The 23,797-nt window shown below is 68.8% G+C and carries 23 protein-coding genes and 1 pseudogene; 7 read left to right on the top strand and 17 right to left on the bottom strand.

The features are described 5' to 3' along the window. Position 1: 1 nt before the first annotated feature. Genes ygeW through IFSED24_RS09600 form a run of 7 tightly spaced genes read right to left on the bottom strand, consistent with a single transcriptional unit; the run spans position 2 to position 8,225 of the window. Positions 2-1,195 (bottom strand): knotted carbamoyltransferase YgeW, encoded by a 1,194-nt coding sequence (gene ygeW, locus IFSED24_RS09630; protein WP_491335005.1) that lies wholly within the window; start codon positions 1,193-1,195, stop codon positions 2-4. Positions 1,196-1,213: 18 nt separating this feature from the next. Continuing rightward, positions 1,214-2,410 carry a YgeY family selenium metabolism-linked hydrolase gene (locus tag IFSED24_RS09625; protein ID WP_491335004.1) on the bottom strand — a complete coding sequence of 399 codons (1,197 nt, stop codon included), beginning with the start codon at positions 2,408-2,410 and terminating at the stop codon, positions 1,214-1,216. Next, positions 2,407-4,686: a xanthine dehydrogenase molybdopterin binding subunit gene (locus IFSED24_RS09620; protein ID WP_491335003.1), complete on the bottom strand. Its 2,280-nt coding sequence runs from the start codon at positions 4,684-4,686 to the stop codon at positions 2,407-2,409. Before IFSED24_RS09620 ends, IFSED24_RS09625 begins: the two co-directional genes overlap by 4 nt. Continuing rightward, positions 4,683-6,104: an FAD binding domain-containing protein gene (locus tag IFSED24_RS09615; protein ID WP_491335002.1), complete on the bottom strand. Its 1,422-nt coding sequence runs from the start codon at positions 6,102-6,104 to the stop codon at positions 4,683-4,685. The genes IFSED24_RS09620 and IFSED24_RS09615 overlap by 4 nt, the downstream gene beginning before the upstream one ends. Next, the gene (locus IFSED24_RS09610; protein WP_491335001.1) at positions 6,101-6,943 is read right to left on the bottom strand and encodes an XdhC family protein; all 843 of its coding nucleotides are present in this window, start codon (positions 6,941-6,943) and stop codon (positions 6,101-6,103) included. The genes IFSED24_RS09615 and IFSED24_RS09610 overlap by 4 nt, the downstream gene beginning before the upstream one ends. Positions 6,944-6,967: 24 nt before the next feature. After that, the gene (locus tag IFSED24_RS09605; protein ID WP_491335000.1) at positions 6,968-7,636 is read right to left on the bottom strand and encodes a hypothetical protein; all 669 of its coding nucleotides are present in this window, start codon (positions 7,634-7,636) and stop codon (positions 6,968-6,970) included. 4 nt (positions 7,637-7,640) lie between these two features. Beyond that, positions 7,641-8,225 carry a nucleotidyltransferase family protein gene (locus IFSED24_RS09600; RefSeq protein ID WP_491334999.1) on the bottom strand — a complete coding sequence of 195 codons (585 nt, stop codon included), beginning with the start codon at positions 8,223-8,225 and terminating at the stop codon, positions 7,641-7,643. Between the two features lie 155 nt (positions 8,226-8,380). Here IFSED24_RS09600 and IFSED24_RS09595 point away from each other — a divergent pair, with 155 nt between their 5' ends. Further along, entirely contained in the window at positions 8,381-8,926 is a 546-nt protein-coding gene (locus tag IFSED24_RS09595; RefSeq protein ID WP_491334998.1) for a hypothetical protein, read from the top strand. 9 nt (positions 8,927-8,935) lie between these two features. Here the strand turns inward: IFSED24_RS09595 and IFSED24_RS09590 are convergent, their stop codons facing one another. Then, complete coding sequence (locus tag IFSED24_RS09590) at positions 8,936-9,346, bottom strand: MmcQ/YjbR family DNA-binding protein (RefSeq protein WP_491334997.1); 411 nt, start codon at positions 9,344-9,346, stop codon at positions 8,936-8,938. A gap of 161 nt (positions 9,347-9,507) precedes the next feature. Between IFSED24_RS09590 and IFSED24_RS09585 the strand changes: the two genes are divergently transcribed. Then, positions 9,508-9,837, top strand: a complete 330-nt coding sequence (locus IFSED24_RS09585; protein ID WP_491334996.1) for a cupin domain-containing protein — start codon at positions 9,508-9,510, stop codon at positions 9,835-9,837. Positions 9,838-9,847: 10 nt separating this feature from the next. Here the strand turns inward: IFSED24_RS09585 and IFSED24_RS09580 are convergent, their stop codons facing one another. From IFSED24_RS09580 to IFSED24_RS09565, 4 genes are all read right to left on the bottom strand, one after another. Continuing rightward, positions 9,848-10,468, bottom strand: a complete 621-nt coding sequence (locus IFSED24_RS09580; protein ID WP_491334995.1) for a hypothetical protein — start codon at positions 10,466-10,468, stop codon at positions 9,848-9,850. Positions 10,469-10,710: 242 nt separating this feature from the next. Next, on the bottom strand, positions 10,711-11,472 hold the full coding sequence (locus tag IFSED24_RS09575; RefSeq protein ID WP_491334994.1) for a succinate dehydrogenase/fumarate reductase iron-sulfur subunit: 762 nt from the start codon (positions 11,470-11,472) through the stop codon (positions 10,711-10,713). Between the two features lie 12 nt (positions 11,473-11,484). Continuing rightward, complete coding sequence (locus IFSED24_RS09570) at positions 11,485-13,404, bottom strand: fumarate reductase/succinate dehydrogenase flavoprotein subunit (protein ID WP_491334993.1); 1,920 nt, start codon at positions 13,402-13,404, stop codon at positions 11,485-11,487. A gap of 1 nt (position 13,405) precedes the next feature. Next, on the bottom strand, positions 13,406-14,104 hold the full coding sequence (locus tag IFSED24_RS09565) for a succinate dehydrogenase cytochrome b subunit (RefSeq protein WP_491334992.1): 699 nt from the start codon (positions 14,102-14,104) through the stop codon (positions 13,406-13,408). Positions 14,105-14,308: 204 nt separating this feature from the next. Between IFSED24_RS09565 and IFSED24_RS09560 the strand changes: the two genes are divergently transcribed. Continuing rightward, on the top strand, positions 14,309-15,502 hold the full coding sequence (locus IFSED24_RS09560; protein ID WP_491334991.1) for an aminotransferase-like domain-containing protein: 1,194 nt from the start codon (positions 14,309-14,311) through the stop codon (positions 15,500-15,502). A 55-nt stretch (positions 15,503-15,557) separates the two neighbouring features. On the opposite strand, the pseudogene IFSED24_RS09555 reads toward IFSED24_RS09560, so the two are convergent. From IFSED24_RS09555 to IFSED24_RS09545, 3 genes and pseudogenes are all read right to left on the bottom strand, one after another. After that, positions 15,558-15,755 (bottom strand): annotated as a pseudogene (locus IFSED24_RS09555) (IS3 family transposase); the annotation flags it as partial. Positions 15,756-15,935: 180 nt separating this feature from the next. Further along, a complete protein-coding gene (locus tag IFSED24_RS09550) occupies positions 15,936-16,499 on the bottom strand; it encodes a hypothetical protein (RefSeq protein ID WP_491334990.1) in 564 nt (187 codons plus the stop codon). Between the two features lie 4 nt (positions 16,500-16,503). Further along, a complete protein-coding gene (locus IFSED24_RS09545; RefSeq protein ID WP_491334989.1) occupies positions 16,504-16,713 on the bottom strand; it encodes a hypothetical protein in 210 nt (69 codons plus the stop codon). Between the two features lie 107 nt (positions 16,714-16,820). On the opposite strand from IFSED24_RS09545, the gene IFSED24_RS09540 reads away from it, so the two are divergent. Together IFSED24_RS09540 and IFSED24_RS09535 are read left to right on the top strand one after the other, a co-directional pair. Further along, complete coding sequence (locus IFSED24_RS09540; protein WP_491334988.1) at positions 16,821-18,020, top strand: TonB-dependent receptor domain-containing protein; 1,200 nt, start codon at positions 16,821-16,823, stop codon at positions 18,018-18,020. A gap of 21 nt (positions 18,021-18,041) precedes the next feature. Then, entirely contained in the window at positions 18,042-18,365 is a 324-nt protein-coding gene (locus IFSED24_RS09535; protein WP_491334987.1) for a TonB-dependent receptor, read from the top strand. A 13-nt stretch (positions 18,366-18,378) separates the two neighbouring features. On the opposite strand, the gene IFSED24_RS09530 is transcribed toward IFSED24_RS09535, so the two are convergent. Together IFSED24_RS09530 and IFSED24_RS09525 are read right to left on the bottom strand one after the other, a co-directional pair. Then, entirely contained in the window at positions 18,379-20,376 is a 1,998-nt protein-coding gene (locus tag IFSED24_RS09530) for a protein kinase domain-containing protein (RefSeq protein WP_491334986.1), read from the bottom strand. Further along, the gene (locus tag IFSED24_RS09525; RefSeq protein ID WP_491334985.1) at positions 20,373-20,996 is read right to left on the bottom strand and encodes an RNA polymerase sigma factor; all 624 of its coding nucleotides are present in this window, start codon (positions 20,994-20,996) and stop codon (positions 20,373-20,375) included. Before IFSED24_RS09525 ends, IFSED24_RS09530 begins: the two co-directional genes overlap by 4 nt. 269 nt (positions 20,997-21,265) lie before the next feature. Between IFSED24_RS09525 and IFSED24_RS09520 the strand changes: the two genes are divergently transcribed. Both IFSED24_RS09520 and IFSED24_RS09515 read left to right on the top strand, forming a co-directional pair. Beyond that, positions 21,266-21,832 (top strand): hypothetical protein, encoded by a 567-nt coding sequence (locus IFSED24_RS09520; RefSeq protein WP_491334984.1) that lies wholly within the window; start codon positions 21,266-21,268, stop codon positions 21,830-21,832. A 273-nt stretch (positions 21,833-22,105) separates the two neighbouring features. After that, a complete protein-coding gene (locus IFSED24_RS09515; protein ID WP_491334983.1) occupies positions 22,106-23,794 on the top strand; it encodes a right-handed parallel beta-helix repeat-containing protein in 1,689 nt (562 codons plus the stop codon). Positions 23,795-23,797 lie beyond the last annotated feature (3 nt).

The following is a 23,797-nucleotide window of genomic DNA, read 5'->3' as shown; positions in this document are numbered from 1 at the left end:
GTCATCCCCGCCGGCGCGCGCAGGCCTGCTGGGTGAGGTCGCGCAGCAGGTCGGCCGGGTCGGCGAAGCGGCCGCAGACGATCATGGCCGCGATGATGTACGGCTTGTAGCCCGCCTGGCGGTAGAGCGGCACGCGGTACTGCTCGAAGACCTCGGCCGAGACCTCGCCGCGCTCGCACGAGACGCCGGTGATGTCGGCGGGCAGGCAGTGCAGGTACAGCGCCCGGCCCTCGCGGGTGCGGTCCATGAGCGCGCGGTCGCAGCTCCAGTGGGCGAAGCGTGCGTTGGTGGCCAGGCATTCGTGCTCGAGGGTCTGCAGGCCGGCCTGGTCGCCGGCGCGGAGCAACTCGGTGCGCCGTTCCATGACCGCGAAGGGCGCCCAGCTCTTGGGGTAGACGAGGTCGGCGCCGGCGAAGGCCTGGGCCATGGAGTCGGCGACCGTGAAGCTGCCGCCGCTTTTGGCGGCCTGGTCGGCGGCGCGCTCGAGGGTGCCGGGCAGCAGGTCGTAGCCCGGCGGATGGGCCAGCACCACCTCCATGCCCAGCCGCGTCATCAGGCCGAGGATTCCCTGGGGCACCGACAGCGGCTTGCCGTAGCTCGGCGAGTAGGCCCAGCTCATCACCAGCTTGCGGCCGCGCAGCTGGTCGAGCGAGCCGAGTTCGCGGCCCAGGTGCTGGAGGTCGGCGAGGGTCTGGGTGGGGTGGTCGATGTCGCACTGCAGGTTGACCAGCGTGGGCCGCTGGGGCAGGACGCCCTCGCCGTGGGCCTGGTCGAGCGCGGCGGCGACCTCGCGCATGTAGGCGTTGCCCGCGCCGAGGTACATGTCGTCGCGGATGCCCACGACCTCGCTGAGGAACGACACCATCACCGCGGTCTCGCGCGTGGTCTCGCCGTGGGAGAGCTGGGACTTGCCCTCGTCGAGGTCCTGGACCGCCAGGCCCAGGAGGTTGGCTGCGGACGCGAACGAGAACCGCGTGCGCGTGGAATTGTCGCGGAACTGGCTGATGGCCAGGCCCGACTCGAAGCAGCGTGTGGCGACGTTGTCGGCGCGCAGCAGGCGCAGCGCCTCGGCCACGTCGAGCAGGGTGCGCAGGTGGTCGAGGTCGTGCTCCCAGGTGAGCAGGACGTCGCGCCCGTGAAGACCGTTGCCGCGGGCGGCCACACGGTTGATCAGCTTGGAGATGGTTTCGTTCATGGCGGTCGTTCCTCTGGGTCAGTCGCCCTGCGCCATGCGCAGAGCGAAGAGTGCGTAGAAGGCCGAGGCCTTGACCAGGTGGTCCACGGGCACTCGTTCGTTGGGGGCGTGGGCCAGGACCTCGTCGCCGGGGCCGTAGCCGATGACCGGGATGCCGTGCAGGCCGGTGATGGCCACACCGTTGGTGGAGAAGGTCCAGCGATCGACCCGCGGCGCCGCGCCGAAAAGCGCGCTGGCGGTGGCCACGCCGGCGGTGACGGCGGGATGGTCGGCGGGCACGGTCCAGGTCGGATAGTACTTCTGCATGCCGTAGCGCAGGCCGGTGTAGGCCAGGCCGTCGTAATGGAGGACCTCGACGCGGGCATCGCTGCCCGCGAGCAGCGCCTCGATCTCGGCCACCGCCGACTCGCGGGTCTCGCCCGCGGTGAGCCGGCGGTCCAGGTGCAGCCGCGCCGAGTCGGCCACCGCGCAGAGCGACGGGCTGCCCGAGCGGAACTCGGTGACGGTGATGCTGCCCTTGCCCAGGAACGCGTCGTCGGCCAGCCGTTCGTGGAGCTGCTCCACGGCGAGGCACGTGCGCGCCGCGGGGTAGATGGCGTTCCGGCCGCGTTCGGGCGCCGAGCCGTGGGCCGAGAGGCCGCGGAACGACACCGCCATCTCCATGCGACCGCGCTGGCCGCGATACACGCCCAGGTTTGTCGGCTCGGTGGAGATCACCAGCTCGGGCCGGATCCCGCCCTCCTCGATGAGGTACTTCCAGCACAGCCCGTCGCAGTCCTCCTCCATGACCGTGCCGGTGCACAGGAGGGTGAGCTGGTCCGTGAGGCCGAGCTCGCGGACGATGCGGCCGGCGGTGACGAAGGCCGCCGCGCCGCCCTCCTGGTCCACCGAGCCGCGGCCGAGGACATGCCCGTCACGGACCTCACCGCTGAAGGGGTCGAACTCCCAGTTGTCGGGGTTGCCCACGTCCACGGTGTCCATGTGGGCATCGATGGCCAGGACGCGCGGGCCCGAGCCGATGCGGCCGATGACGTTGCCCAGCGAGTCGGTGGTGACCTCGTCGAAGCCCGCTTCGCCGAGCTGGCGCGCCAGCTCGGCGTTGACCTCGCGTTCCTGGCCGCTGAGCGACGGGATCTTCACCAGCCGGCCGAGGTTGGCCGCGGTCTCGTCGCGGTATTTCTCGGCCAGCGCCAGCACCTGTTCGGCCATGGTCATGACGGTGTCTCCTCGTGGGGTGCGGTCCGGGTCAGGAGCATGAGCGTGCGTTCGGGGGTGAGCGGCGCGACGCAATCCGGGGTCAGGTCGGTGCCGGCGGCGCGCAGCGCGTCGCGCAGCGCGAAGAACGCGCCGATGCCGTACATCAGCGGCGGTTCGCCCACCGCCTTGGAACCCAGCACGGCGTGGGGGTTGGCGGCGTCGGCCAGGAACGCCACCGCGAGCACCGGCGGCATGAAGCCGATGTCGGGGATCTTGTACTTGCCGGCGGTGTCGTGGCGCAGGCGGCCCTGCTCGTCGTAGCTCGCCTCCTCGAGCAGCATCCAGCCGAGACCCTGGGCCAGCGCGCCCTCCACCTGGCCGCGGTCGATGGCCTCGTCGAGGCTGCAGCCCACGTCGTGGACCAGGCGCACGGCGTCCACGGTGGCGGTGCCGCGCAGGCAGTCGAGGGTGACCTCGGTGATGGCGGTGCCGTAGACGTGGTAGGCGAAGGGCCGGCCCTTCTCGGTGGTCTTGTCGAAGGCGAGGCGCGGGGTGGCGTAATGGGCGTGGGCCGAGAGGTCGCAGCGGGCGAGGTGGGCGTCGCGGACGAGCGTTTCCCAGTCGAGGCCGAGGGTCTGGCCGTCGCGATGCACCTGCTCGTCGGCGATCGTCACCGTGTCGGGATCGTCGATGCCGTGACGCTGGGCGATCCAGGCCTGCAGCCGCGCGCGGACCTGCAGGCAGGCCAGCCGCGCGGCCTCGCCGTTGAGGTCGGCGCCGGTGCTGGCCGCCGTGGGCGAGGTGTTGGCCACGCGCGTGGTGTTGGTGGTCTCCAGCCGCACGCGATCGATCCCGATGCCCAGGGTGAGCGCGGCGATGTGGCGGATCTTCTGGTTGACCCCCTGGCCCATCTCCACCGCGCCGGTGGCCACGCCCACGCTGCCATCGGTATAGACGTGGACCAGCGCGCCGGCCTGGTTCATGGACGTGTTGGTGAACGAGATGCCGAAGCAGACCGGCATCACGGCCACGCCCTTCTTGGTGGCCTGGCTGGTCCGGTTGTGCGCGGCGGCGGTGGCCGTGATGGCGGCCAGGTCATAGCGCCGGTCGGCCTCGTCCCAGCAGCGGGCGGCCTGGCAGCGTTCGGCGGTCATGCCGTAGGGGAAGACCGACCCTTCCTGCAACAGGTTGCGCCGCTGCACCTCGTGAACCGGTCGGCCCAGCGTGCGGGCGGCGGCCGCGATGGCGGCCTCCATGACGAACATGGCCTGGGGGCCGCCGAACCCGCGGAACGCGGTGAACGGCGGCAGGTTGGTGCGGCAGCTCAGGCCCACGGCGCGCACGTTGGCCACGGCGTAGCTGCCGGTGGCGTGGAAGAGCGAGCGCTCGAGCACCGCCGGCGAGAGGTCGGCTGCCGAGCCGGCGTTCTGGTAGAGCGTGACCTCGTAGGCGAGGATCTCGCCGTCGGCGGCCACCCCGATGCGGAAGTCGGCGTCGTAGGGGTGGCGCTTGCCGGTCATGATCAGGTCGTCGCCGCGGTCCAGGATCAGCCGGACGGCGCGGCCGGTGAGCCGGGCGCCCAGCGCGCAGATCGCCGCCCACGGCGTGGCCTGGTCCTCCTTGCCGCCGAACGCGCCGCCGAGCCGGCGAACGTCCACCTCCACCGCGTGCATGGGCACGCCCAGGACCCGGGCGATCTGCCGCTGCACGCCGGTGGGCGACTGGGTCGAAGAGTGGACGCGCACGGTGCCATTCTCGGCGGGCTCGGCCATGGCCCCCTGGGTCTCCATGTAGAAGTGCTCCTGGACCCCGGTCCGGGCGCGGCCGTCGATTACCTGGGCGCAGCGAGCCCAGGCCTGGTCGACGTCGCCGAGGGCGAAGGTCCGCGCGGGCAGGAGGAGCTGGCCGCGAGCGGCGGCGGTGCGGGCGTCGAGGATCGCGGGCTCCGGTTCGATCTCGAGGACCACGTCGCGCCGGGCCTGCCGGGCGGCGGTGGCGCTGGTGGCCAGGATCACGGCCACCGGCTGGCCCACGTGGTGCACGCGGCCGTCGGCGAGCAGCGGTTCGTCGGGCAGGATGGCGCCGATCTGGTTCTCGCCGGGGATGTCGGCGGCGGTGAGCACGCGAACCACGTCGGGCCGGGCGAGGGCGGCGGCGGGGTCGAGCCGGGTGATCATGCCGTGGGCCGTGGGGGAGGCGACCACGGCGGCGAAGAGCGTGCCGGCCGCAGCCGCGATGTCGTCGACGAAGACCGATTCGCCGCGCACGTGCAGGTAGGGGTCGCCGTGCTTCATAGCAGCTCCTCCAGACGCACCAGCGCGGGGGCGACCGCGAGCGCGTGAGCGTAGAGGACGCGCCGGGCGAGCTCGCGCTTGTACGCGGCCGAGCCGCGCACGTCGTCGATGGGGGCGATCTCGCCGTCGAGGACCTGGGCGGCGTTGCGCACGGTGGCGGCGTCGAGGGTGCAGCCGGTCAGCGCGGCCATGGTGGCGCGGGCCACCAGCGGCACCGGCGCCACGCCGCCCACCGCGATGGTGACGCTGGCGACCCGGTCGCCGTCCAGCGTGAAACGCGCCGCCGAGTTGACGCTGGCGATGTCGAGGAAACGCCGCTGGGAGATCTTCTCGTAATGGACGTGGTCGCCCTGGACGCGCAGGGGGATCCGGATCGCCTCGACCAGCTCGCCCGGCTTCCGCGCCAGTTCCTTGTAACCCAGGTAGAATTGACCCAGGGGCAGCGTGCGCCGGTGGCCGTCGTTGGCCAGGATGAGCTCGGCGTCCAGCGCCAGCAGGAGCACGGTCACGTCGCCGATGGGCGAGGCGTTGACCAGGTTGCCGGCCACGGTGGCGCGGTTGCGGATCACCGTGGAGGCGAAGCGGTCGATGATGGCCGCGGCCTGGGGGACGAGCGCGGCGAATTCCGGCGCGTGCTTGAGCTCCTCGACGGTGACGCCGCCGCCGATCACCAGGTGATCGAGTTCGTGCTCGATCCGGCCGAGTTCGGGCCGGCGCGAGAGGAAGGTGAGCGCCGGCCTACTCGCGAGGTCGGGCTGCTGGACCACCAGGTCGGTGCCGCCGGCGATCAGGACGGGCGCCGGGTCGGACGTCGGTCGCACTGGCGGGGCGAGCCCGGCCACCTGTGCTGCGGCGTCGGTGAAGTACCCGGGCAGGATCCCCCAGTCCACGAGCTGGGCGATCCGGGGCCGGCGTGGGTCCAGGCGCGGCGCGAACGCGCGGCTGAGCGCGGTCACCGCGCGCTGGATCGAGGTGTAGCCCGTGCAGCGGCAGATGTTGCCGTCCAGGGCGGCCAACCCGTCGGCGACGCTCAGGTTCCGGCTCGTCAGGAAGTAGCCGGCGAGCGAGACCACCATGCCGGGGAAGCAGAAGCCGCACTGCGGCGCGCCCTCGTCCACCAGCTGCTGCTGGATGGGATTGAGTCCCGTGGGCGGGTTCAGTCCCTCGATGGTGACCAGATGCCGGCCGGGCAGTTCGCCCACCGGCAGGAGGCACGAGGTCACGGCGCGGTAGGAGATCTGCGAGCCGTGCGGGGTGCCGAGCAGGACGGTGCAGGCGCCGCATTCGCCCTCGCCGCAGCCTTCCTTGGTGCCGCAAAGACCCTGGCGCTCGCGGAGCCAGGCCAGGCAGAGCCCGTGCTCGTCGGGGGCGAGGTCGACCAGGCGGTCGTTGAGCAGGAAACGGCGCGGCGTGTTCACGACTCCTCCCGTGGCCGGGGCGCCGGCCGGTCCCGCATGTGCGCGTGGCCGGTGATCGCGTGGCGGCAGGCCTGCATCTCGGCGGCGATGGAGAGCGCGACGGCGGCCGGCGTGTTGCCGCCGAGGTCCAGGCCCACGGGCATGTGGATCCAGTCGAGGTCCCGGTCCGGGCCGAGCTGTTCGCGGAGGCGGGCGTACATCTGGGTGCGTTTGCGCCGCGAGGCCACCACGCCGAGGTAGCGGGGGCGCGTGCCCGCGGCCAGGAGCTGGGCGAGGACGCGCTCGTCGCAGGTGTGCGAGTGGGTGGCGATGACCACGTAGCTCGCCGCGAGGTCGGGCAGGTCGGGCAGGTCGGCGTAGTCGGCGCCGGCGCGGGCGTGGCTGCCTGCGAGATCGATCAGCAATTCGGGGCGGCAATCGATGAAGAAGGGTTCGAAGTCCAGGGGCGCGAGGTACTCGGCGAGGGCGCGGCAGACGTGGCCGGCGCCGAAGAGGTAGGCGCGGACGCCGGGGCCGAGGATCTCGTAGAAGAGGCTGACCTTGCCGCCGCAGATCATGCCCGTGGGGGTGGCGCGTGTGTCGGGGTCGGGGACACGGTCGTCGAGGAGATACTCCCGGAGCAGCGGCTGGCGCGTCTCGAGCACGGCCTGGGCGTCGGCGATGGCGAGGTGCTCGATGGCGCCGCCACCCACGGTGCCCACCAGACGGCCCTGCGCGCCGACGAGCATCTTGCTCTGCAGCTGGGTCGGCACGTGCCCCTCGCGTGCGACCACGGTGACCAGCACGGCGCGCTGGCCGCGCTGCCGCAGGTTCACGATCTCGGTGTAGATGTCGAGCATGCGAGCACCGCCCTCGAAGTGGATCTAGCCCAGGTAGGCCGTGGCCAGCTCGGCGGCCACGGCCACGGTCACCACCAGCGCGGTGGTGAGCACGCCGGGCTGCAACCTGGGGGCCTCCGTGGCCCAGCGCCGGTGATTGATCAGGATCAGGACCGCCGTGATCGCCGCGGTGCCCAGCAGGCCGTCGCGCACGAGGAAGCCCATGGGCAGGCGCAAACCGTGCCGCATCATGCCCACCGACCAGACCGCGGCCAGGCCGGCGTGGAAGGCCAGGAACAGGACCCGCCAGCCGAGGCTGAAGGCCAAGGCGCCGGCCACCGCCCGCGGCAGGTCGACCCGGCGTTCGGGGTAGCCGAGCAGCCGCACGATGGCGGCGAAGACCATGGCCTCCAGGATGATGGCCACGGCGGGGTTGACGATGGACAGCAGGGTGAGCGACGGCAGCAGGAAGTCCACGAGCTTGAGCGAGGCTGCGGTGGCCGCGGCGATCCCCACGCTGCGCAGGGTGCCGCCCGACCGCAGCGCCCGGTCCATGCAGAACACCGCGAAGGGAACCAGCAGCACGCTCGAGGCGCCGGGCACCCGCACCAGGTTGTGGACGATCCAGCCCATGGTGGCCTCGTACAGGCCCCAGAGCGATCCCCAGAAGACGCCGGCCAGCACCACGGTTTGCAACCTCGGGTTCCTCGTCATGGCTTCACTCCTCGTTCTGGACCAGTGCGCGCAGGTCGGCGCGGGTATCGAGATCCATCAGGACGGCGGCCTCGGCCACGGGCAGCCGCGTGGCGCCGATGCTGGCGATCACCTCGCGCAGGGTCGCCGATGTTGGCGCCGTGAGCACCATCTCGCGGGCAGCGGCCGGCAGCAGCACCGGGTGGCCGCCGCGGCCGTCATGCTCGGGGACGATCGCGCTTGTGCCGTCCTCGCTCGTGAACGCCTCGAGCAGGAGGCCGGGCACCGCCGTGCCGGTCAGGGGACAGTCGGCCGGCAGGACGTAGAAGCCCTGGCAGCCGGGGTCGAGCGCGCGGACGCCGCAGCGGATCGAGCTGAACATGCCCTCGTCGGGCGCCGGGTTGGTCACGACCACGACGCGGTCGCAGCCGGCCACGAGTGCGGCCACCTCGGCCTTTCGGTGGCCCGCCACCACGACGATGCGCCGGCACCAGGGCGTGAGGCCGTCCACGGCGTGCCGCAGCAGCGGTTCGCCCCGGTAGAGGTGAGCCGGCTTGAAGGTCCCGGCTCGCCGCGACCGACCGGCCGCGAGGATCACCGCCTCGAACACGCGCGCCCCCTTGCTTCGAGCTGAATATGGCATGTTACCGCCCCCGATTGCCAGGTGTAAAGCCGCTTCCACCAGGACGATGGCGTGTGCCCAGCCGTCGTTTGGAGTATGGTGTCGTGATCCGACGACCAGGACCGAACCCGGGAGCAGCCTCCATGACCCAGCCCGACCTCTCCGCCGACTACCGCCGCGCCCTGCGCACCCTGCTGCGCTACGCCATCGTCATGGCCTTCGTGGGCCTCTTGATCGGCATCTCGTACCAGGAATCGGCCAAGAAGCTGCCGTATACCGCGGCGCCCGCGGGGATCCACCTCGAGTCGGTGATCCAGCTCGCCCTGGTCCACGGCCACGTCTTCACCATGGGGGTGCTGCTGCCCCTGGCGCTGGCCGGCGCGCTGCTGCTGGCGCGGAAGGCCGGCGGCGGCGAGGTGAGCGCCCGCGGCCTGGCCTGGCTCGTCCGCGGTTACCTGCCCTTCGCCGCCGCGAGCCTGGCGCTGCACCTGTACAAGGGCTACCACGTGCTGCTCATGGCCCGCGCCGGCGAGCGCGACTTCGCGGTGATCGACCACGCGTTCCTGGGCGGCTCGCACGTCCTGCGCTACGGGGTCTACGCGCTGGTGCACACGGGCATGGGGGTGTGCCTGGGGGCGTTCCTGGTGCTGCTCTGGCGGAGTCTGGGGCGACGGGGCGATTCGCGCTGAACCGCCGGACTACCCGCCGATCTCCGCCTGCCGCTTCCGCGTCAACGAGGCGAAGACCAGCGCCCACGAGTGCTCGACCAGTTCCTGCAGCAACGCATCGTCGATGCTCGCGTCGAGGGTCACCGCGTTCCAGCTCCGCTTGTCGAAGTAGCGCGGCGGGTTGATGGCGGCATGTTCCTCGCGCAGGGCGGCCGCCCGGTCGGGATCGCACTTGAGCGAGATCGTGAGCGGCGATTCCTCCCAGGCCATGGCGGCGAAGATCTTGCCGCCCACCTTGAAGACCATGACCTCAGGGCCGAAGGGGAAGTCCTCGGTGGCGCCGCGGCGACCGAGGCAGTGGTCGCGCACGGTGTCGAGGCGGGGATCGAGGTCGCCGCTGCGGGGCTCGGTGAGACGTCTGAGGAAGCGGCGTTCGGTCATCTTGTCGGCTCCTCCGGTCAACAGGGACCCGGTCGCCCGGGACGGGATTCTCGCCCACCGCCGCCCCGCCGTCAAACGCACCATCATGATCGACACATTCCGGGCCGGGTCCCGTATCCTGGGGGTGCAGGCGCCCGTCCCTCTTTCCCGAGGAGAGACCCATGTCCGACTTCCCCCCGTTCCTGGACCGTCTTCCCGAGCTCGATGTCGACCTGCCCGGCTTCACCGGCCGATTGCTGCAGGCGGCGGCGCACCAGGTCGCCTTCATGCGCTTCGACGAGGAGGTGACGGTGCCCGAGCACAGCCACGGCGAGCAGTGGGAACTGGTGGTGGCGGGCGAGGTCGTGCTCACGGTGGGTGGCCAGACGCGGACCTACCTGGAGGGGGAGTCGTTCCACATCCCGGCGGGCGTGCCGCACGCGGCGGTGGTCCGGGCGGGGTACCGCGGGCTGGCCGTGTTCGACCAGCCCGACCGGTACCGGGCGCGCTGACCGCGCCGGCCTAGCGGAACAGGCCCTTGATGCTGCTGAGGCTCCGTGTCTCGGCCGCCACCGAGTCCGAGTTCACGTACACGCGGAACGGCACGTCGTGGCTGTCGACGAAGTCGAACCACGGGCCGTCGATGCCGTTGAGCGACGCCATGCGCACGCCGTCGGGGTACAGGTCCTCGCCCGGGCAGAACGCGAACGAGCACTGGCCTTCCACCGTGGTGTAGGCGGCGAAGAGGTACACGCCGGCGGGCACGGTCATGTCCTCGGGAAACTCGAAGCTGATCCAGCCGGAGTAGACGTTTGCCGGCACGGTCGCGGTGGCCGTCATGATGGTCAAGCCGTCGCTGTCCTGGACCGCCACGTGGATCGCGTCGCCCGCGACGAGGCTGGGCACGCCGGCGTTGGGGTTGCCGGTGATGACGAACTTGAACTCGGTCGAGAGGATGGCCCCGTCGCAGGGCAGGGTCACGGTCTGCCCCTGGGCGACGTTGGCGCCGTCGTGGCGCAGGCCGAACCAGGCGGTCCCGCCGCCGCAGTCGAGTTCGATGAGGTCGGGACACTGAGCCAGGGCGCCCGCGGTGAGCAGGAGCGTGATGGCCATTGCGGAGAGGATCGTGCGCAAGATGGGCATGGCGGCCTCCGTGGCTTGGGGACGAGGGGGTGAGCAAGGGACCGGCCAAGGCCGCCGGTCTCTCCACCTGGGACGAGAGCAAAAGCCGAGAATCACACACCTAAACCATCTGAGTTCACGCCGGCAGGGCCGTCGGGCGTGTGGCTGAATGCCGACCCCTTCCCATCTGGCAGGGCTGCCACGTGAAGCCGGCCCGACTCTGTGCGAATCGGGCCGGCGCGTCATCATGGTCGGACGTCGGATCAGGACCCGCCCCCGAACACTCCCTTCAGATACTCCCGCCGCATCACGGCGATGTTCTCGATGGAGATCTCCTTGGGGCAGACCGCCTCGCATTCGCCGTGGTTGGAGCAGTCGCCGAAGCCCTCGGCGTCCATCTGCGTGACCATGGCCAGCGCGCGCCGTTTGCGCTCGGGAGCGCCCTGGGGCAGGCGCGCCAGCTGCGCGATCTTCGCCGACACGAACAGCGACGCCGAGGCGTTGGGGCACGAGGCCACGCAGGCGCCGCAGCCGATGCACGACGCGGCGTCCATGGCCTTGTCGGCGTCGCTCTTGGGCACCGGGATGGCGTTGCCGTCGGGAGCCGAGCCGGTGTTCGCCGTGACGAAGCCGCCCTGCTGCTGGATCCGGTCGAAGGCCTCGCGGTCGACGATCAGGTCCTTGAGCACCGGGAACGGACCCGCGCGGAACGGCTCCACGGTGACGGTCTCGCCGTCCTTGAACCCGCGCATGCGGATCTCACACGTGGTGCAGCCCGACCCCGGCCCGTGGGCCACGCCCTTGATCACCAGGCCGCAGGTGCCACAGATGCCCTCGCGGCAGTCGCTGTCGAACTCCACGGGCTCCTTGCCCTCGCGGGCCAGGTTCTCGTTGAGGATGTCGAGCACCTCGAGGAACGACATCTCGTCGAGGACGTCGCTGACGGTGTAGTTCTCGAAGGCGCCCTTCTTCGCGCCGCGTTTCTGTCGCCAGATCTTCAGGTGTATGGTCTTGCTCTCGCTCATGGGGCCACCTCCTTACTTGTAGCTGCGGGTCTTGACCTCGACGTTCTCGAACACCAGCTCCTCCTTGTGCAGCTTGGGCTCCTGGTCCTCGCCGATGTGCTCCCAGGCCGCCACGAAGGTGAAGTTGGCGTCGTCGCGCCGGGCCTCGCCCTCCTCGGTCTGGTGCTCCTCGCGGAAGTGGCCGCCGCACGACTCCTCGCGCATCAGCGCGTCGCGCGCCATCAACTCGCCCAGTTCGAAGAAGTCGGCCACGCGGCCGGCCATCTCGAGGTGCTTGTTGAGGTCGCCGGCGTCGCCGGGCACCTTCACGTTCTGCCAGTACTCCTCGCGCAGGGTGCCGATCCTGGTGATGGCCTCCTCGAGGCCGGCGCGGTCGCGCGCCATGCCCACCTTGTCCCACATGATCCGGCCCAGATCCCACCAGTAGTCGCGCACGGTCTTGCTGCCCTGGATCGCGAGCAGCTTGTCGTAGCGGCCCTTGACCTCGCTCTCGACAGCGCCGAACGCGTCGTCGTCCTGGCCGGCCTTGCTGTTGCCGGCGCCGGCGAGGTAGCTGGCCACCACGCGCGGGACCACGAAGTAGCCGTCGGCCAGGCCCTGCATCAGCGCGCTGGCGCCGAGGCGGTTGGCGCCGTGGTCGGAGTAGTTGGCCTCGCCGGCCACGAAGAGGCCCGGAATGGTCGACATGAGGTTGTAGTCCACCCACAGGCCGCCCATGGTGTAATGCGGCGCGGGGTAGATGCGCATGGGAGTCTGGTAGGGGTTGTCGTCGGTGATCTCCTCGTACATGGCGAAGAGGTTGCCGTAGCGGTCCTCGACCACGTCGCGGCCCAGGCGCCCGATGGCGTCGGCGAAGTCGAGGTACACTGCGAAGCCGGTGTTGCCCACGCCCTTGCCGGCGTCGCACTCGAGCTTGGCCGCGCGCGCCGCGATGTCGCGCGGCACCAGGTTGCCGAACGCGGGGTAGCGACGTTCCAGGTAGTAGTCGCGTTCGGCCTCGGGGATGTCCACCGCCTTGCGCTTGTCGCCGGGCTGCTTGGGCACCCACACCCGGCCGTCGTTGCGCAGCGACTCGCTCATCAGGGTGAGCTTGGACTGGTAGTCGCCCGCCTGGGGGATGGCGGTGGGGTGGATCTGGGTGAAGCAGGGGTTGGCGAAGAGTGCGCCGCGCTTGTAGCTGCGCCAGGCCGCGGTCGCGTTGCAGTTGACCGCGTTGGTCGACAGGAAGTAGACCGGCGAGTAGCCGCCCGTGGCGAGCACCACCGCGTCGCCAGCGAAGCGCTTCATCTCGCCCGAGACCAGGTCGCGGCAGATCACGCCCACCGCGCGGCCGTCCTTGACCACCAGGTCGAGCATCTCGTGGCGCGGGAACATCTTCACCGTACCTGCGGCCACCTGCCGCGAGAGCGCCGAGTAGACCCCCAGCAGGAGCTGCTGGCCGGTCTGCCCGCGCGCGTAGAACGTGCGGCTGACCTGCACGCCGCCGAACGAGCGGTTCGCCAGAGTGCCGCCGTACTCGCGCGCGAACGGCACGCCCATGGCCACGCACTGGTCGATGATCTCGGTCGACAGCTGGGCCAGGCGGTAGACGTTGGCCTCGCGGCTGCGGTAGTCGCCGCCCTTGATGGTGTCGTAGAACAGGCGGAAGATGCTGTCGCCGTCGTTCTGATAGTTCTTGGCGGCGTTGATGCCGCCCTGCGCGGCCACCGAATGCGCGCGGCGCGGGGTGTCCTGGATGCAGATGTTGGTGACGTTGAAGCCCATCTCGCCCAGGGTCGCGGCGGCGCCGCCGCCAGCGAGGCCGGTGCCCACCACGATGACCTCGAACTTGCGCCGGTTGGCCGGAGCCACCAGCCCGTTGTCCATGGCGTGGCGGTCCCATTTCTCGGCCAGCGGTCCGCCCGGAATCTTGGCGTCGAGGATCCTGCTCATCCTAGTGACCTCCCGGGCTGGTGAAGTACATGAAGATCGGCAGCACCAGGAAACCCGCCCCGAGCACGATGCCCGCGAGCCAGGACAGGGTGGTCAGCAGCTTGATGTGGCGGTCGCTGTTCCACCCCAGGGACTGGAAGCCGCTCCACACGCCGTGCCAGAGGTGGGTGCCCAGCAGGATCATCACCGCCACGTAGGCGATCACGATCCAGGGCACGGAGAACGCCCGGTCGACCACCGCGTAGAGGTCCTTGATCTCGCCGTGGGGGGTCTGCGCCAGCTCGGGCGCGAACTTGAACATGCGCACGTGCAGGATCACGAAGATCAGGATAATGGGCCCGGTGAGGATCATGCTCCGCGACGCCAGGGTCTTGCGACTCTTGCCGCCGGCGTTGCGCACCTGCGCGTACTTCTGCGGGCGCGCGCGGTTCTTGTCGATGAGCGCCACCACGATGGCGTTGTAGGCATGGACCAGGAAGAGCACGATCAGGCCCACCTCGAAGGCGATGATCAGCCAGCCGTGCAACAGTGTTTCCAGGAAATGCGCGTACTCGTTGAAGGCGTGGCCCCCGTCGGGAATGAACAGGGTGAGGTTCCCGAGCAGGTGCACGATCACGAAGCCGAACAGCATGAGGCCCGTGACCGCGACGAGGACCTTCTTGCCGACGCTGGAGTTGGCATAGGTCGCGATCGACGTCATGGACACCGTCCTTCCGTGGGTGGGCGGACTGGGTGGGTGGGTGGCAACGCCGGTGAGAATAGCAGGATCGTAACCGGTTGCCAACGGTCCTCTTGACCGTGCCCCCGGACCCCCGGTCCACACCGCTTTACATCGCCGGAGCGGCTGACCATCTTTGTCGAAAACCCCCGATCGCATGGCCCACACCCGGAAGGTGGTCCCGTCATGGAAACGGCCAACCTCAAGCTAGCCAAGAGGATGCAGTTCCTGAAGGCCTCGGAGATCCGCGAGCTCCTGAAGCTCACCGCGCGCCCCGAGGTCATCTCGTTCGCCGGCGGCCTGCCCGCCGCCGAGCTCTTCCCCGCCCGGGAGATGGCCGAGATCACCCGGCGCGTGCTGGAGACCGAGGGCTGCAAGGCGCTGCAATACTCCGCCACCGAGGGCGACCCCGTCCTGCGCCACCACATCGCCGAGCGCATGAACGCCAGGCAGCAGACCTGGGTCGCGGGCGACGACATCCTCATCACCAGCGGCTCGCAGCAGGGCCTCGACCTCTCGGCCAAGCTCTTCGTCGACGAGGGCGACGTGATCCTCTGCGAGAGCCCCACCTACCTCGGCGCCATCAACGCGTTCATGGCGTACCAGCCGCGCTTCGTCGAGGTGCCCACCGACGACGAGGGCATGATCCCCGTGGCGCTCGAGCGCGCGCTCAGCGAGCACGAGCGCGTCAAGTTCATCTACGCCATCCCCGACTTCCAGAACCCCAGCGGCCGCACCTGGTCGCTCGACCGCCGCCGCGCGCTGCTCGAACTGGCCGCGGCGCACGGCGTGCCCGTGATCGAGGACAGCCCCTACGCCGAGCTGCGCTTCGAGGGCGAGCCGCTGCCTGCGCTCAAGGCTCTCGACGACGAGAACGTGGTCTTCCTCGGCACCTTCTCCAAGATCTTCTGCCCGGGCCTGCGCTGCGCCTGGCTCGCCGCCAATCCCGAGCTGCTGCGCCGCTACGTCATGGTCAAGCAGGGCGCCGACCTGCACACCAGCACCCTGGTCCAGCGCCAGGTCGCCAGCTACCTCGACCTCTACGGCCTGGACGACAACATCGCCAAGGTCATCGGCGTCTACCGCGAGCGCCGCGATCTGATGATCGGGGTGCTCGAGGCCGAACTGCCCGCCTCGGTGACGTTCACGCGCCCCGAGGGCGGCCTGTTTCTCTGGGCCACCTTCCCCGCGGAGGTCAACGCGCGCCGGCTGCTCGAGAAATGTCTCGAAGAGGACGTGGCCTTCGTGCCCGGCGGCGCGTTCTTCCCCACCGGCGACCACGAGAACACCGCGCGGCTGAACTTCAGCTGCATGCAGCCCGAGCGGATCGTGGAGGGGGCGCACCGGTTCTGTCGAGTGGTGAAGGAGTTCGTGGGGTAAGCGGTCTAGAGCGATTGGAGTTGCCCCGCTTGTCCGGACGGTCTAGACCTTTCGGTCAGGCAACTCGTTGATTGTACCTCATCTCGAAGTTGATCGGTGACAGTTTTCCCAGCCCGGAGTGCCTGCGATGCGGGTTGTAGAACCCCTCAATGAAGTCGAAGACAGCCATCCGGGCGTCCTTCTGGGTCTTGAATCGTTGACGATCCAGGCACTCGCACTCCAGCGTCGCGAAGAAACTCTCGGCCATCGCGTTACATCCACCCGCCTGGTCTCTGCTGCCGAGCCATCCTGGAGACGAAGCCGCGAGCGAGGCAGCCACAGCCAGTTTCGGCTGTTAACTTCTTAGCCCCGGCAGCACAGAATCCCAGGCTTACAGAGGTTCTCAGACCGGGGAGCGAGTTGGACGGTAGCGGAAGAAGTCTGAGAATCCCCCTCAGACCAAGCCAGCCTGCCGCCTGGCCAGTTCCCACGCCTCCAGCAGTCCGAGCTTCTTCACCCAGTCCTCCACATACGCCAGATCGATCTCATCGTGCCGCAGCCGCAGAATCCCGGCTGCATCCTCGATTTGCCGCTGCGACGAGCCGAGCGTCGCCCATTCTAGCTTGGCCACGATCACGTCCTCAGCCGTGGCCACCGCCAGGCGGATTCCGGCATAATCGACTTTCTGACGACGCTCGAACTCCTGCAAACTGAAGGGACGATCACGCCGGACGATCAGATCGACCTTCCAGCCGGTGTCGAGATCGATGACGTTGAACTGGGATCGCCGTCGCAGGGCATCGAGGGCCGCCTCGAGGTCCACGTAGTAGTCGCCGGGCGGCAGGCTCGCGACCAGTTCGCGGAGCTGGCTCTCCGTGGGCGCGATGACGAGATCGATATCCTGCGTGGCGCGGGTCAGGCCGTGGAGTGAACTCGCGAAGGAGCCCGTAAGCATGTGCGGGATGCCGGCCTGTCCGAGCGCTGCGATGATCCGCCGGAAGACATCGGTCGAACTCATCGGTTCACCAGGGGCTGGGCTGTGGCGAAAACGCCGCCCGGACCATCTCCTGCGTCACCTCGGTGTCGCTCCAATCGGGATGCTGCTGCCTGATACGGGCCCGGCAAAGGTCGTGCGCGATGTCACTCATTTCGCAGGCCAGGCGCAGCCGCTCCGCACCGGTCATGCGGCGCTGGATGGAGCGCTGGATTTCATCCGCTCTGGCGTCGTGCATCGCGTCCGCCTTTCGGTCGGTGAGTCCAATTCACCATATCGCCTAACCCTCAATATGTCAATGCTTTGTCGCTCAGGAGTCCCATCGATTTTGCCGGAGAATGAACCATGCACAAACTCCTCCTGGCCACCCTGCGCGACATCCTTCGCCTCCGTCGCGATCTGCTCCTGGAGAATCTCGCTCTGCGGCAGCAGCTTCTCGTGCTCGAGCGGGAGAAACCGAAGCCCTCGTTCCGATACCGGGATCGACTGTTCTGGGTCCTGCTGCGGCGTTGGTGGTCTGGCTGGCGCAGGCCGCTGCGGCTGGTCTACGGAATCGACGCCCGCTACACCGATCCCCGGACCTTCGGCACGATCATGGGGCGCAACGAGGACGACGACGACGTGGCCGAACTGGGTGCGTACCTCAGCTCCAACACCTCGCTACGACCGGACAGGGAGCTGATCGCCGCGGCGCGCGTCGACTACCACGACCGTATCGACGACGTCGCCGTCTCGCCGCGCCTGGGCACGGTCTTCCGGCCCACGCCCTCGCAGGCCGTGCGCCTGACCTGGAACCGCGCCTTCAACTCGCCGTCGGCGCCGGAAATCTCCGTCGACTTGCTGGCGGGCTCGATCATGCCCGGGATGGACCTCACCGTCGTGGGCTTCTCGCGGGAAGGCTACACCTTCGATCAGAGCTGCGCCGGCGGACCGTGCATCCGCTCGCCCCTGTACTCCGGAGGCGCAGGCGCGTTGATCCCCGCCGACGCCACGTTGATGTGGCCGGCGCTCGTCCAGATGCTGTCCGGAGCGGGGATCGACCTCAGCGCCGTACCCGAGCCCGACGCCAGCCAGATCGGCACCGACCTGCGCGCCCTCGACGTGCAGCGCGGCGGTTTCGCCGCGCCGATGGACGTCTCCGCGCTGCGGGATCTCCCCGCGGTCTCGCGAGTCATCAGCAACACCATCGAGCTGGGATACAAGGGCGAGATCGGCGAGCGACTGTACCTCGGCGTCGACGTGTACCGCACCCACATCGACAACTACTACGGCGAGACCCGCGCCCTGAATCCCAACGTGTTCCTGAACCGGGCCGACCTGCAGACCTACCTCGAAAACGCGGGCGGCCTGCCGCCCGAGCAGGCCGCCGCGGTGGCGGACGCCGCGTCTGGCATCCCGCTGGGCACCGTGGTGCCCGACGGCCAGGAGACGGCCGAGGTCCTGCTGGTCAACGAACTGGGCGGCGCCTTCACCAATGGGGGCGCCGACTTCACTTTCGAGGTGCAGCTCTCGGCGTCTTGGCTGCTGACGAGTTGCTATTCGTGACTCGACAAGAACATCGCGGTCATGCCCGGCGTCGGCGATCAGATCCTGGCCGTGTCGCTCAACAAGGCGTCACTGGGACTGAGTTTCCGCGATGCGCGCAGCAGTCTCGACGGGCTCGTGCAGGGGCGCTGGGTGGAGTCGTATCCTGTGGGCTCGGGTGTGTACGCGGGGCAGATCGGCACCTACGTGGTGGTCGATGTGGGCTTCGGATGGCGGCTGTCGTGGACGCCGGAGGTGCGGCTGTCGGTGGAGGCGCAGAACATCCTCGACAACCGGCACCAGGAATGGATCGGCGCGCCGGAGCTGGGGCGGCTGGTGATGGCGCGGGGGCAGGTGAACTTCTAGAAATTGCGCGAAGTCAATCCAGCAAACCAACCACCCGCAACGGCCCGGCAAGCCGCTCGTCCGCACGCCGCAGCGCCCACGTCGCTGACGCCCTGATCCAGACCAGGAACGGATCGCGCTCCGCGATGGCCGCCTCCAGCAGCGGCCCCCACTTGTCGTGACGATCCAGTTCGAGCCAGCACATCAGGCGGTGAAAGTTCGAGACGTACCGCTTCTGCGCGAGCGCGTCCAGGTGCGCCATCACCTCGAGCGCCTCGTCCTCGCGTTTGGTGATGGCGAGCGCCGCCGCCAGCAGACCCGCGGCCCAGGTATCCTGGCCTTGCGACAGTTCGATCGCCCGGCGCAGGCGTACCTCGGCTTCCTCCTTCGTGCCGGCAAACCAGAGAGCCAGGCCGAGCAACGTGTTCTGGAGCGGCGCGTCGGGTTCCGTCTCCTGCGTCAGGCGGAAGATCTCCACGGCCTCTTCGAAGCGGCCGGCGATGAGCTGCACCGTCCCTTCGGCCGCGACCTGGAGAGAGGAGGGATCCAGCTCGCGGCCGGCCCGGACCTCGGCCAGCGATTCGTCGTACCTTCCTTCGGCAGCGAGGAGGAGCCCGTAGAACTGGCGGGCCACGGCGTATTGCGGCCGTAACTCGATGACGCGCCGGAAGTGCTCCGCGGCCGATTCGAAGTCCCAGTCGTAGAACATGCTGATGTAGCCGAGAGAATTATGGGCCTCACCCAGGCCGGGATCGAGTTCCAGCGCTCTCTCCACGAGTGCGCGCCCCTCGGGGAAAGCGTCGTGGGGCCGGATGTACTGGTAATAACCGAGCTGGACCAGGCAGTCGGCGACGCCGACGTGAGCCAGCGCGAAGTCGGGATCGAGTTCGACGGCTTGCCGGAAGTACCCGAGCGCCTTGGGCACTCCGCCCACGTAGCGCCGATCCCAGTAATAGCGTCCCTGCAGGTAGCGGTTGTAAGCCTCCTGGTTCTCGGTGAGGGGCTCGACCGCGGCCGTAGCGCCACCTGACGCCAGCCCTTTTTCGCTGGCCAGCGCCTGGTCGAGCGCCTGTTCCAATCCCGCCGCGGACGAGAACCGGTCCCCACGATTCGGAGCCATTGCCTTGTCCACGATCGCCAGGAACGCCGCCGGCAGGTCCGGACAGACGGCCGCCAGCGGCTGGACCTGCCTCGCCGCATGCGCGTCGTGGAGGTCGGCGAGCGTCGTTCCCGTGACCGGGTACTGACCGCTGACCAGATGGTACAGGAGTACCCCGAGGCTGTAGATGTCGCCGCGGCGGCTCGACTCGCCGGCGAGCAGCATCTCCGGCGCTGCGTAAAGGGGCGTGCCGTACTGGCGGATCGGGACCGTGCGGTCGATCTCGCAGCTGATCCCCAGGTCCATCAGGACCACGCGCCCACCCTCCTCGCGCATCACGTTGCGGGCCTTGATGTCCCGGTGCAAGACGCCCGCGGCATGCAACGCGGTCAGGCCGCGACAGACATCCCGGCCGATCCGCAGGACCTCGGTCACCGCGAGCGGGCCCTGCGCGGCGACGATCTCCTCGAGCGTCGATCCCTCGACGTACTCCATCCAGATCCCGAAGCGACCGTCGAGCTGCTCGGCGCCGTAGACCGTGACCACGTTGGGATGCTGGACGCGGGCCAGGAGCCGTCCCTCCTCGACGACCTCCGACGTCAGTTGTGTCGGGCTCAGCCGGTATGGCCGGAAGAACTTGAGCGCGACCTGGCGGTCCAGGCGCGGGTCCCGGGCCCTGAAGACCTCGCCGAAGGCGCCCTCCCCGATCAGTTCGAAAACATCGAGGGGTCCCCAGGTTCGCGGCGTCGAGCGCGGGTCGCGTCGATGGGCGGAGCTCACCAGCGAGATCGACCGCAACCTCCCGACGAGGCTCCGCTGCGACGCCGGCGTGTCGGTAGCCGCGCGGTCCCAGTCGACATCCTTGCCGTCGAGGACCGCCGACGCGATCTCCAGCAGCTGGATGATGCCCGCGGCTTGACCCTCGGCATTCACGAGTCCATCTCCTGCGCGAGGCGGACCAGCGCGCGCGAGGCCGCCTTGCGCGCGGCCTCCGCGCTGGGCTTCTCGAGCGCCTCCGCAATCTCCCGGTAGGTCATCTCCATCTCCAGCCGCAGGAACAGGAGCGACCGGTCCTCCTCGCCGAGACCGGCGAGCGCCGTCTCGTAGCGAGTCGCGAGATCACCGCCGATGGTTTCCTCCAGCGGCGACGGAGCGCGGTCGCGCACCTCGCTGTCCAGGGGGGCGCGACCCGGTTGGCTGGCCAGACGGCGCAGTTCCATCCGGATTCGATTCATGAGTGTCGTGCGCAGATAGGCCGGGAAGGATTCGGCGCGGATCGCCCGGATGTTCTCCAGCTGAAGGATCGACCCGACGAGGGTCTCCTGCACGAGGTCGGCCGTGTCGAGCTGGCTTCTCGCATACGATGGCAGGCGGCCGTGAGCCCAGCGCGAGAGGCGATACAGATAGCGCGTGCAGATGTCCTCGAGCGCGACCGAATCTCCGTTACGAGCCTGCTCGAGGAGGACGCGCGTACTGATCAGGAGCGGCTGGGATCGATCGGACCCGGCGGCCCCTGTCGCGGGCGGCCCGCGCCGCGAGGTAGACTTCGACATGGCCCACCTCCTGATCTCTCGATCGTGAGGCTGGATCGTATCGCAATCGTCTATCGATGTAAAGGTCTCTGGACATGGGAGTTCACGCGACGGCCGGTGACATCGGCGTGCTTTCCCGGGGGTTCTTTTGTCCGCTTCGTCCTCCCCTCGCATCTCCAAGCATGAGGACCGCGATGAAGCAACGTCGTGGTTCGCGCCGTCGCGGTCGAAGGAACCTCCAGATTCGCTTCCCTCGGCCCGACCCACCGATTCAGAAAGGAGGATTCGTCATGCAGCGCAAGAATCCGGCTGTTGGCGTCGCGGCTCTGATCGTAAGCCTAGCGCTCGTTTCCGGGATCGCCTGGGCCCGGACGATCGAGATCCCGTTTTCCGCCACGGAAGCCCTCACCACCGTCGACCCCGGCGTGCAGTTCACCGACAGCGAGGGGATCACCCACTACCGCGGCCTCGTGCAGACCGTGATCGTCGAGGGACTGGATGCCGATGGCGTGCCGCTGTCCGGCTCCGGCGAGAGCGTGATCAACATCAACATCGATCTGGCGACCGGCAACGGGGACGCGAACGTCAAGGCATGGCGTGAGGTGACCTATGGAGCCCTCACCGGGGGCTGGCGCGGGACCGTCGACCTGACGATCACGGGGTTCGTCTACGAGGGCCCGTTCAACTACTCCCGCGGCAGCGGTGACTTCGCCGGGTGGCACGTGCGAGGAACGGTGACCGGCATCTTCGGCGGTACCGAGAATACCGGTGTCGGCGTGATCCAGATTCCCGGTGGCAACAAGGCGGTCGCGATCGAGCCCGAAACCTGGAGTGCGGTAAAGAACCTCTTCCGCTGACGGGGAACGGCCAGTCGCGCCGTGCTCATGGGGACTCGAGCATCGACCTCGGGTCCTCGTTCTTGGAGCTCCCCTGGTTTCGCGATGCGGATTCCCCGTGGAGACGGCGCCGATTCCAGATGCCCGTCATGGATATCGGCCCCAGTCGGCTGACTGCATGGGTCCCATTTCTGCAGATTCCTTGTCCGCTTCCTCCTTCCCGCGCATCTCCATCCACGACGGCCGCGCTGGGCCACCGTCGCGGTCCGTACCCCTGAACGAGAGGAGACGGAGATGAACACGAAATCGTCATCATGGCCGCTGGTCGTCACGCTGATCGTCGTGACTTTGGCCGGTTCCTTGACGGCCGCATCTGCGCTTGCGGCAACCTGGCATGTCCTTCCCGACGGCAGCGGCGACGCGCCCACCGTCCAGGCGGCGCTGAATGGCTGCGCCGCGGGCGACACCATCATGGTCGCGGCCGGCATCTACCATGAGAACCTGGTCTGGCCGGCCACGCAGGATCTCGTGCTCACGAGCGAGTCCGGGCCCGAGGCGACCGTCATCGACGGGAGCGCCGCCGGACGCGTCATCACGATGCAGGGGCCGTTTAGTGAGAGCACGGTGGTCAGCTACCTCACGATCCGGAACGGATACCTGGCGGGATCCGGGGAAACGGGCTCTGGCGCAGGCATCGGCTGTCTGCAAGGGGCTTCGCCGACGATCCGGGGAAATATCGTCACGGCGAACGCCGTTCTCGGACCCGGCGCCGTCGGTGCGGGCATCGCCTGTGCGAACAGTTCGCCGACGATCAGCGAGAATTCCGTCACGTTCAACGATATCGGCGGCACCTCGGTCGCCGGCGCCGGCATCGCTTGCTACCAGGCAACGCCGGTGATCAGCAACAACACCATTACTTACAACGTGATCTCTCACGGCAATATCGCCGCCGGCGCGGGGATCTACGTGGAAGATTGCTCGCCGACTGTCGTCGCGAACACCATCGCCCACAACACGATCGCGCCCATTGTGACCAATAGCGCCGGCGGCGGAATCGGGGTCGTCACCAATGACACCCTGGCAGCGCCGCAAATCGACGGCAACATCATCGAGTTCAACGCCGGGAGTCTGGCCGGCGGCGGGATCTGGATGAGATTGAGCTCAGGAACCGTGACGGGAAACACCTTCTACAAGAACGTCGCCGAAAACGGAGCCGGTATCGACACCGATCGGAGCTTCCCGATCATCAGCGACAACGTCATCACCGACAACGTCGCTTATCTCGAGGGCGGCGGGATCAGATGCATGAATACGCACGCGCAGGGATCGACGACCATCGTCGACAACGAAATTCTCCACAATGTCAGCCCACCCGGGTCCGGTGGCGGCATTCATCTGGACGGCGCGTCGACGCTCATTCTGCGTTGCGACATCCGGAACAACGGCATCGGGATCTACTGTGACACGGGTGACGGATCCGATTACCAGCCGATGCTCCGTCACAATACCATCCAGGGCAACCTCGACTTCGGTCTGGTGAACGCGGACCCGCTCGTCCTGGTCGACGCCATCCTGAACTGGTGGGGCGATGGCGGCGGACCCTACCACCCCTCGCTGAATCCCCTGGGCGTGGGTGACGCCGTGTCCGACGACGTGGCCTTCGATCCCTGGCTCACCGACGTCACCGGTGCCGACGACACGCCACCGGCGACCATGGGCCTGCGCAACGACCCGAATCCGTTCAATCCTCACACGACCATCGCGTACACCGTCCCAGCCGACGGAGCCGTGCGACTGCAGATCTTCGATGTCCGCGGGCAACGGATCGCGACCCTGGTCGACGAGGTGATGTCGGTTGGTCACCACGAGGTCGCCTGGAATGGCCGCGACGGTGACGGTCGGGATGTCCCGAGCGGCGTCTACTTCTCCCGACTCGAAGTGGCCGGTCAGGTGATGTACGGGAGGATGACGTTGGTCAGGTGACCT

It is taken from the genome of Candidatus Latescibacter sp. IFSED24, from assembly GCF_058273205.1.
This window is presented reverse-complemented; position numbering and strand designations above follow the sequence as displayed.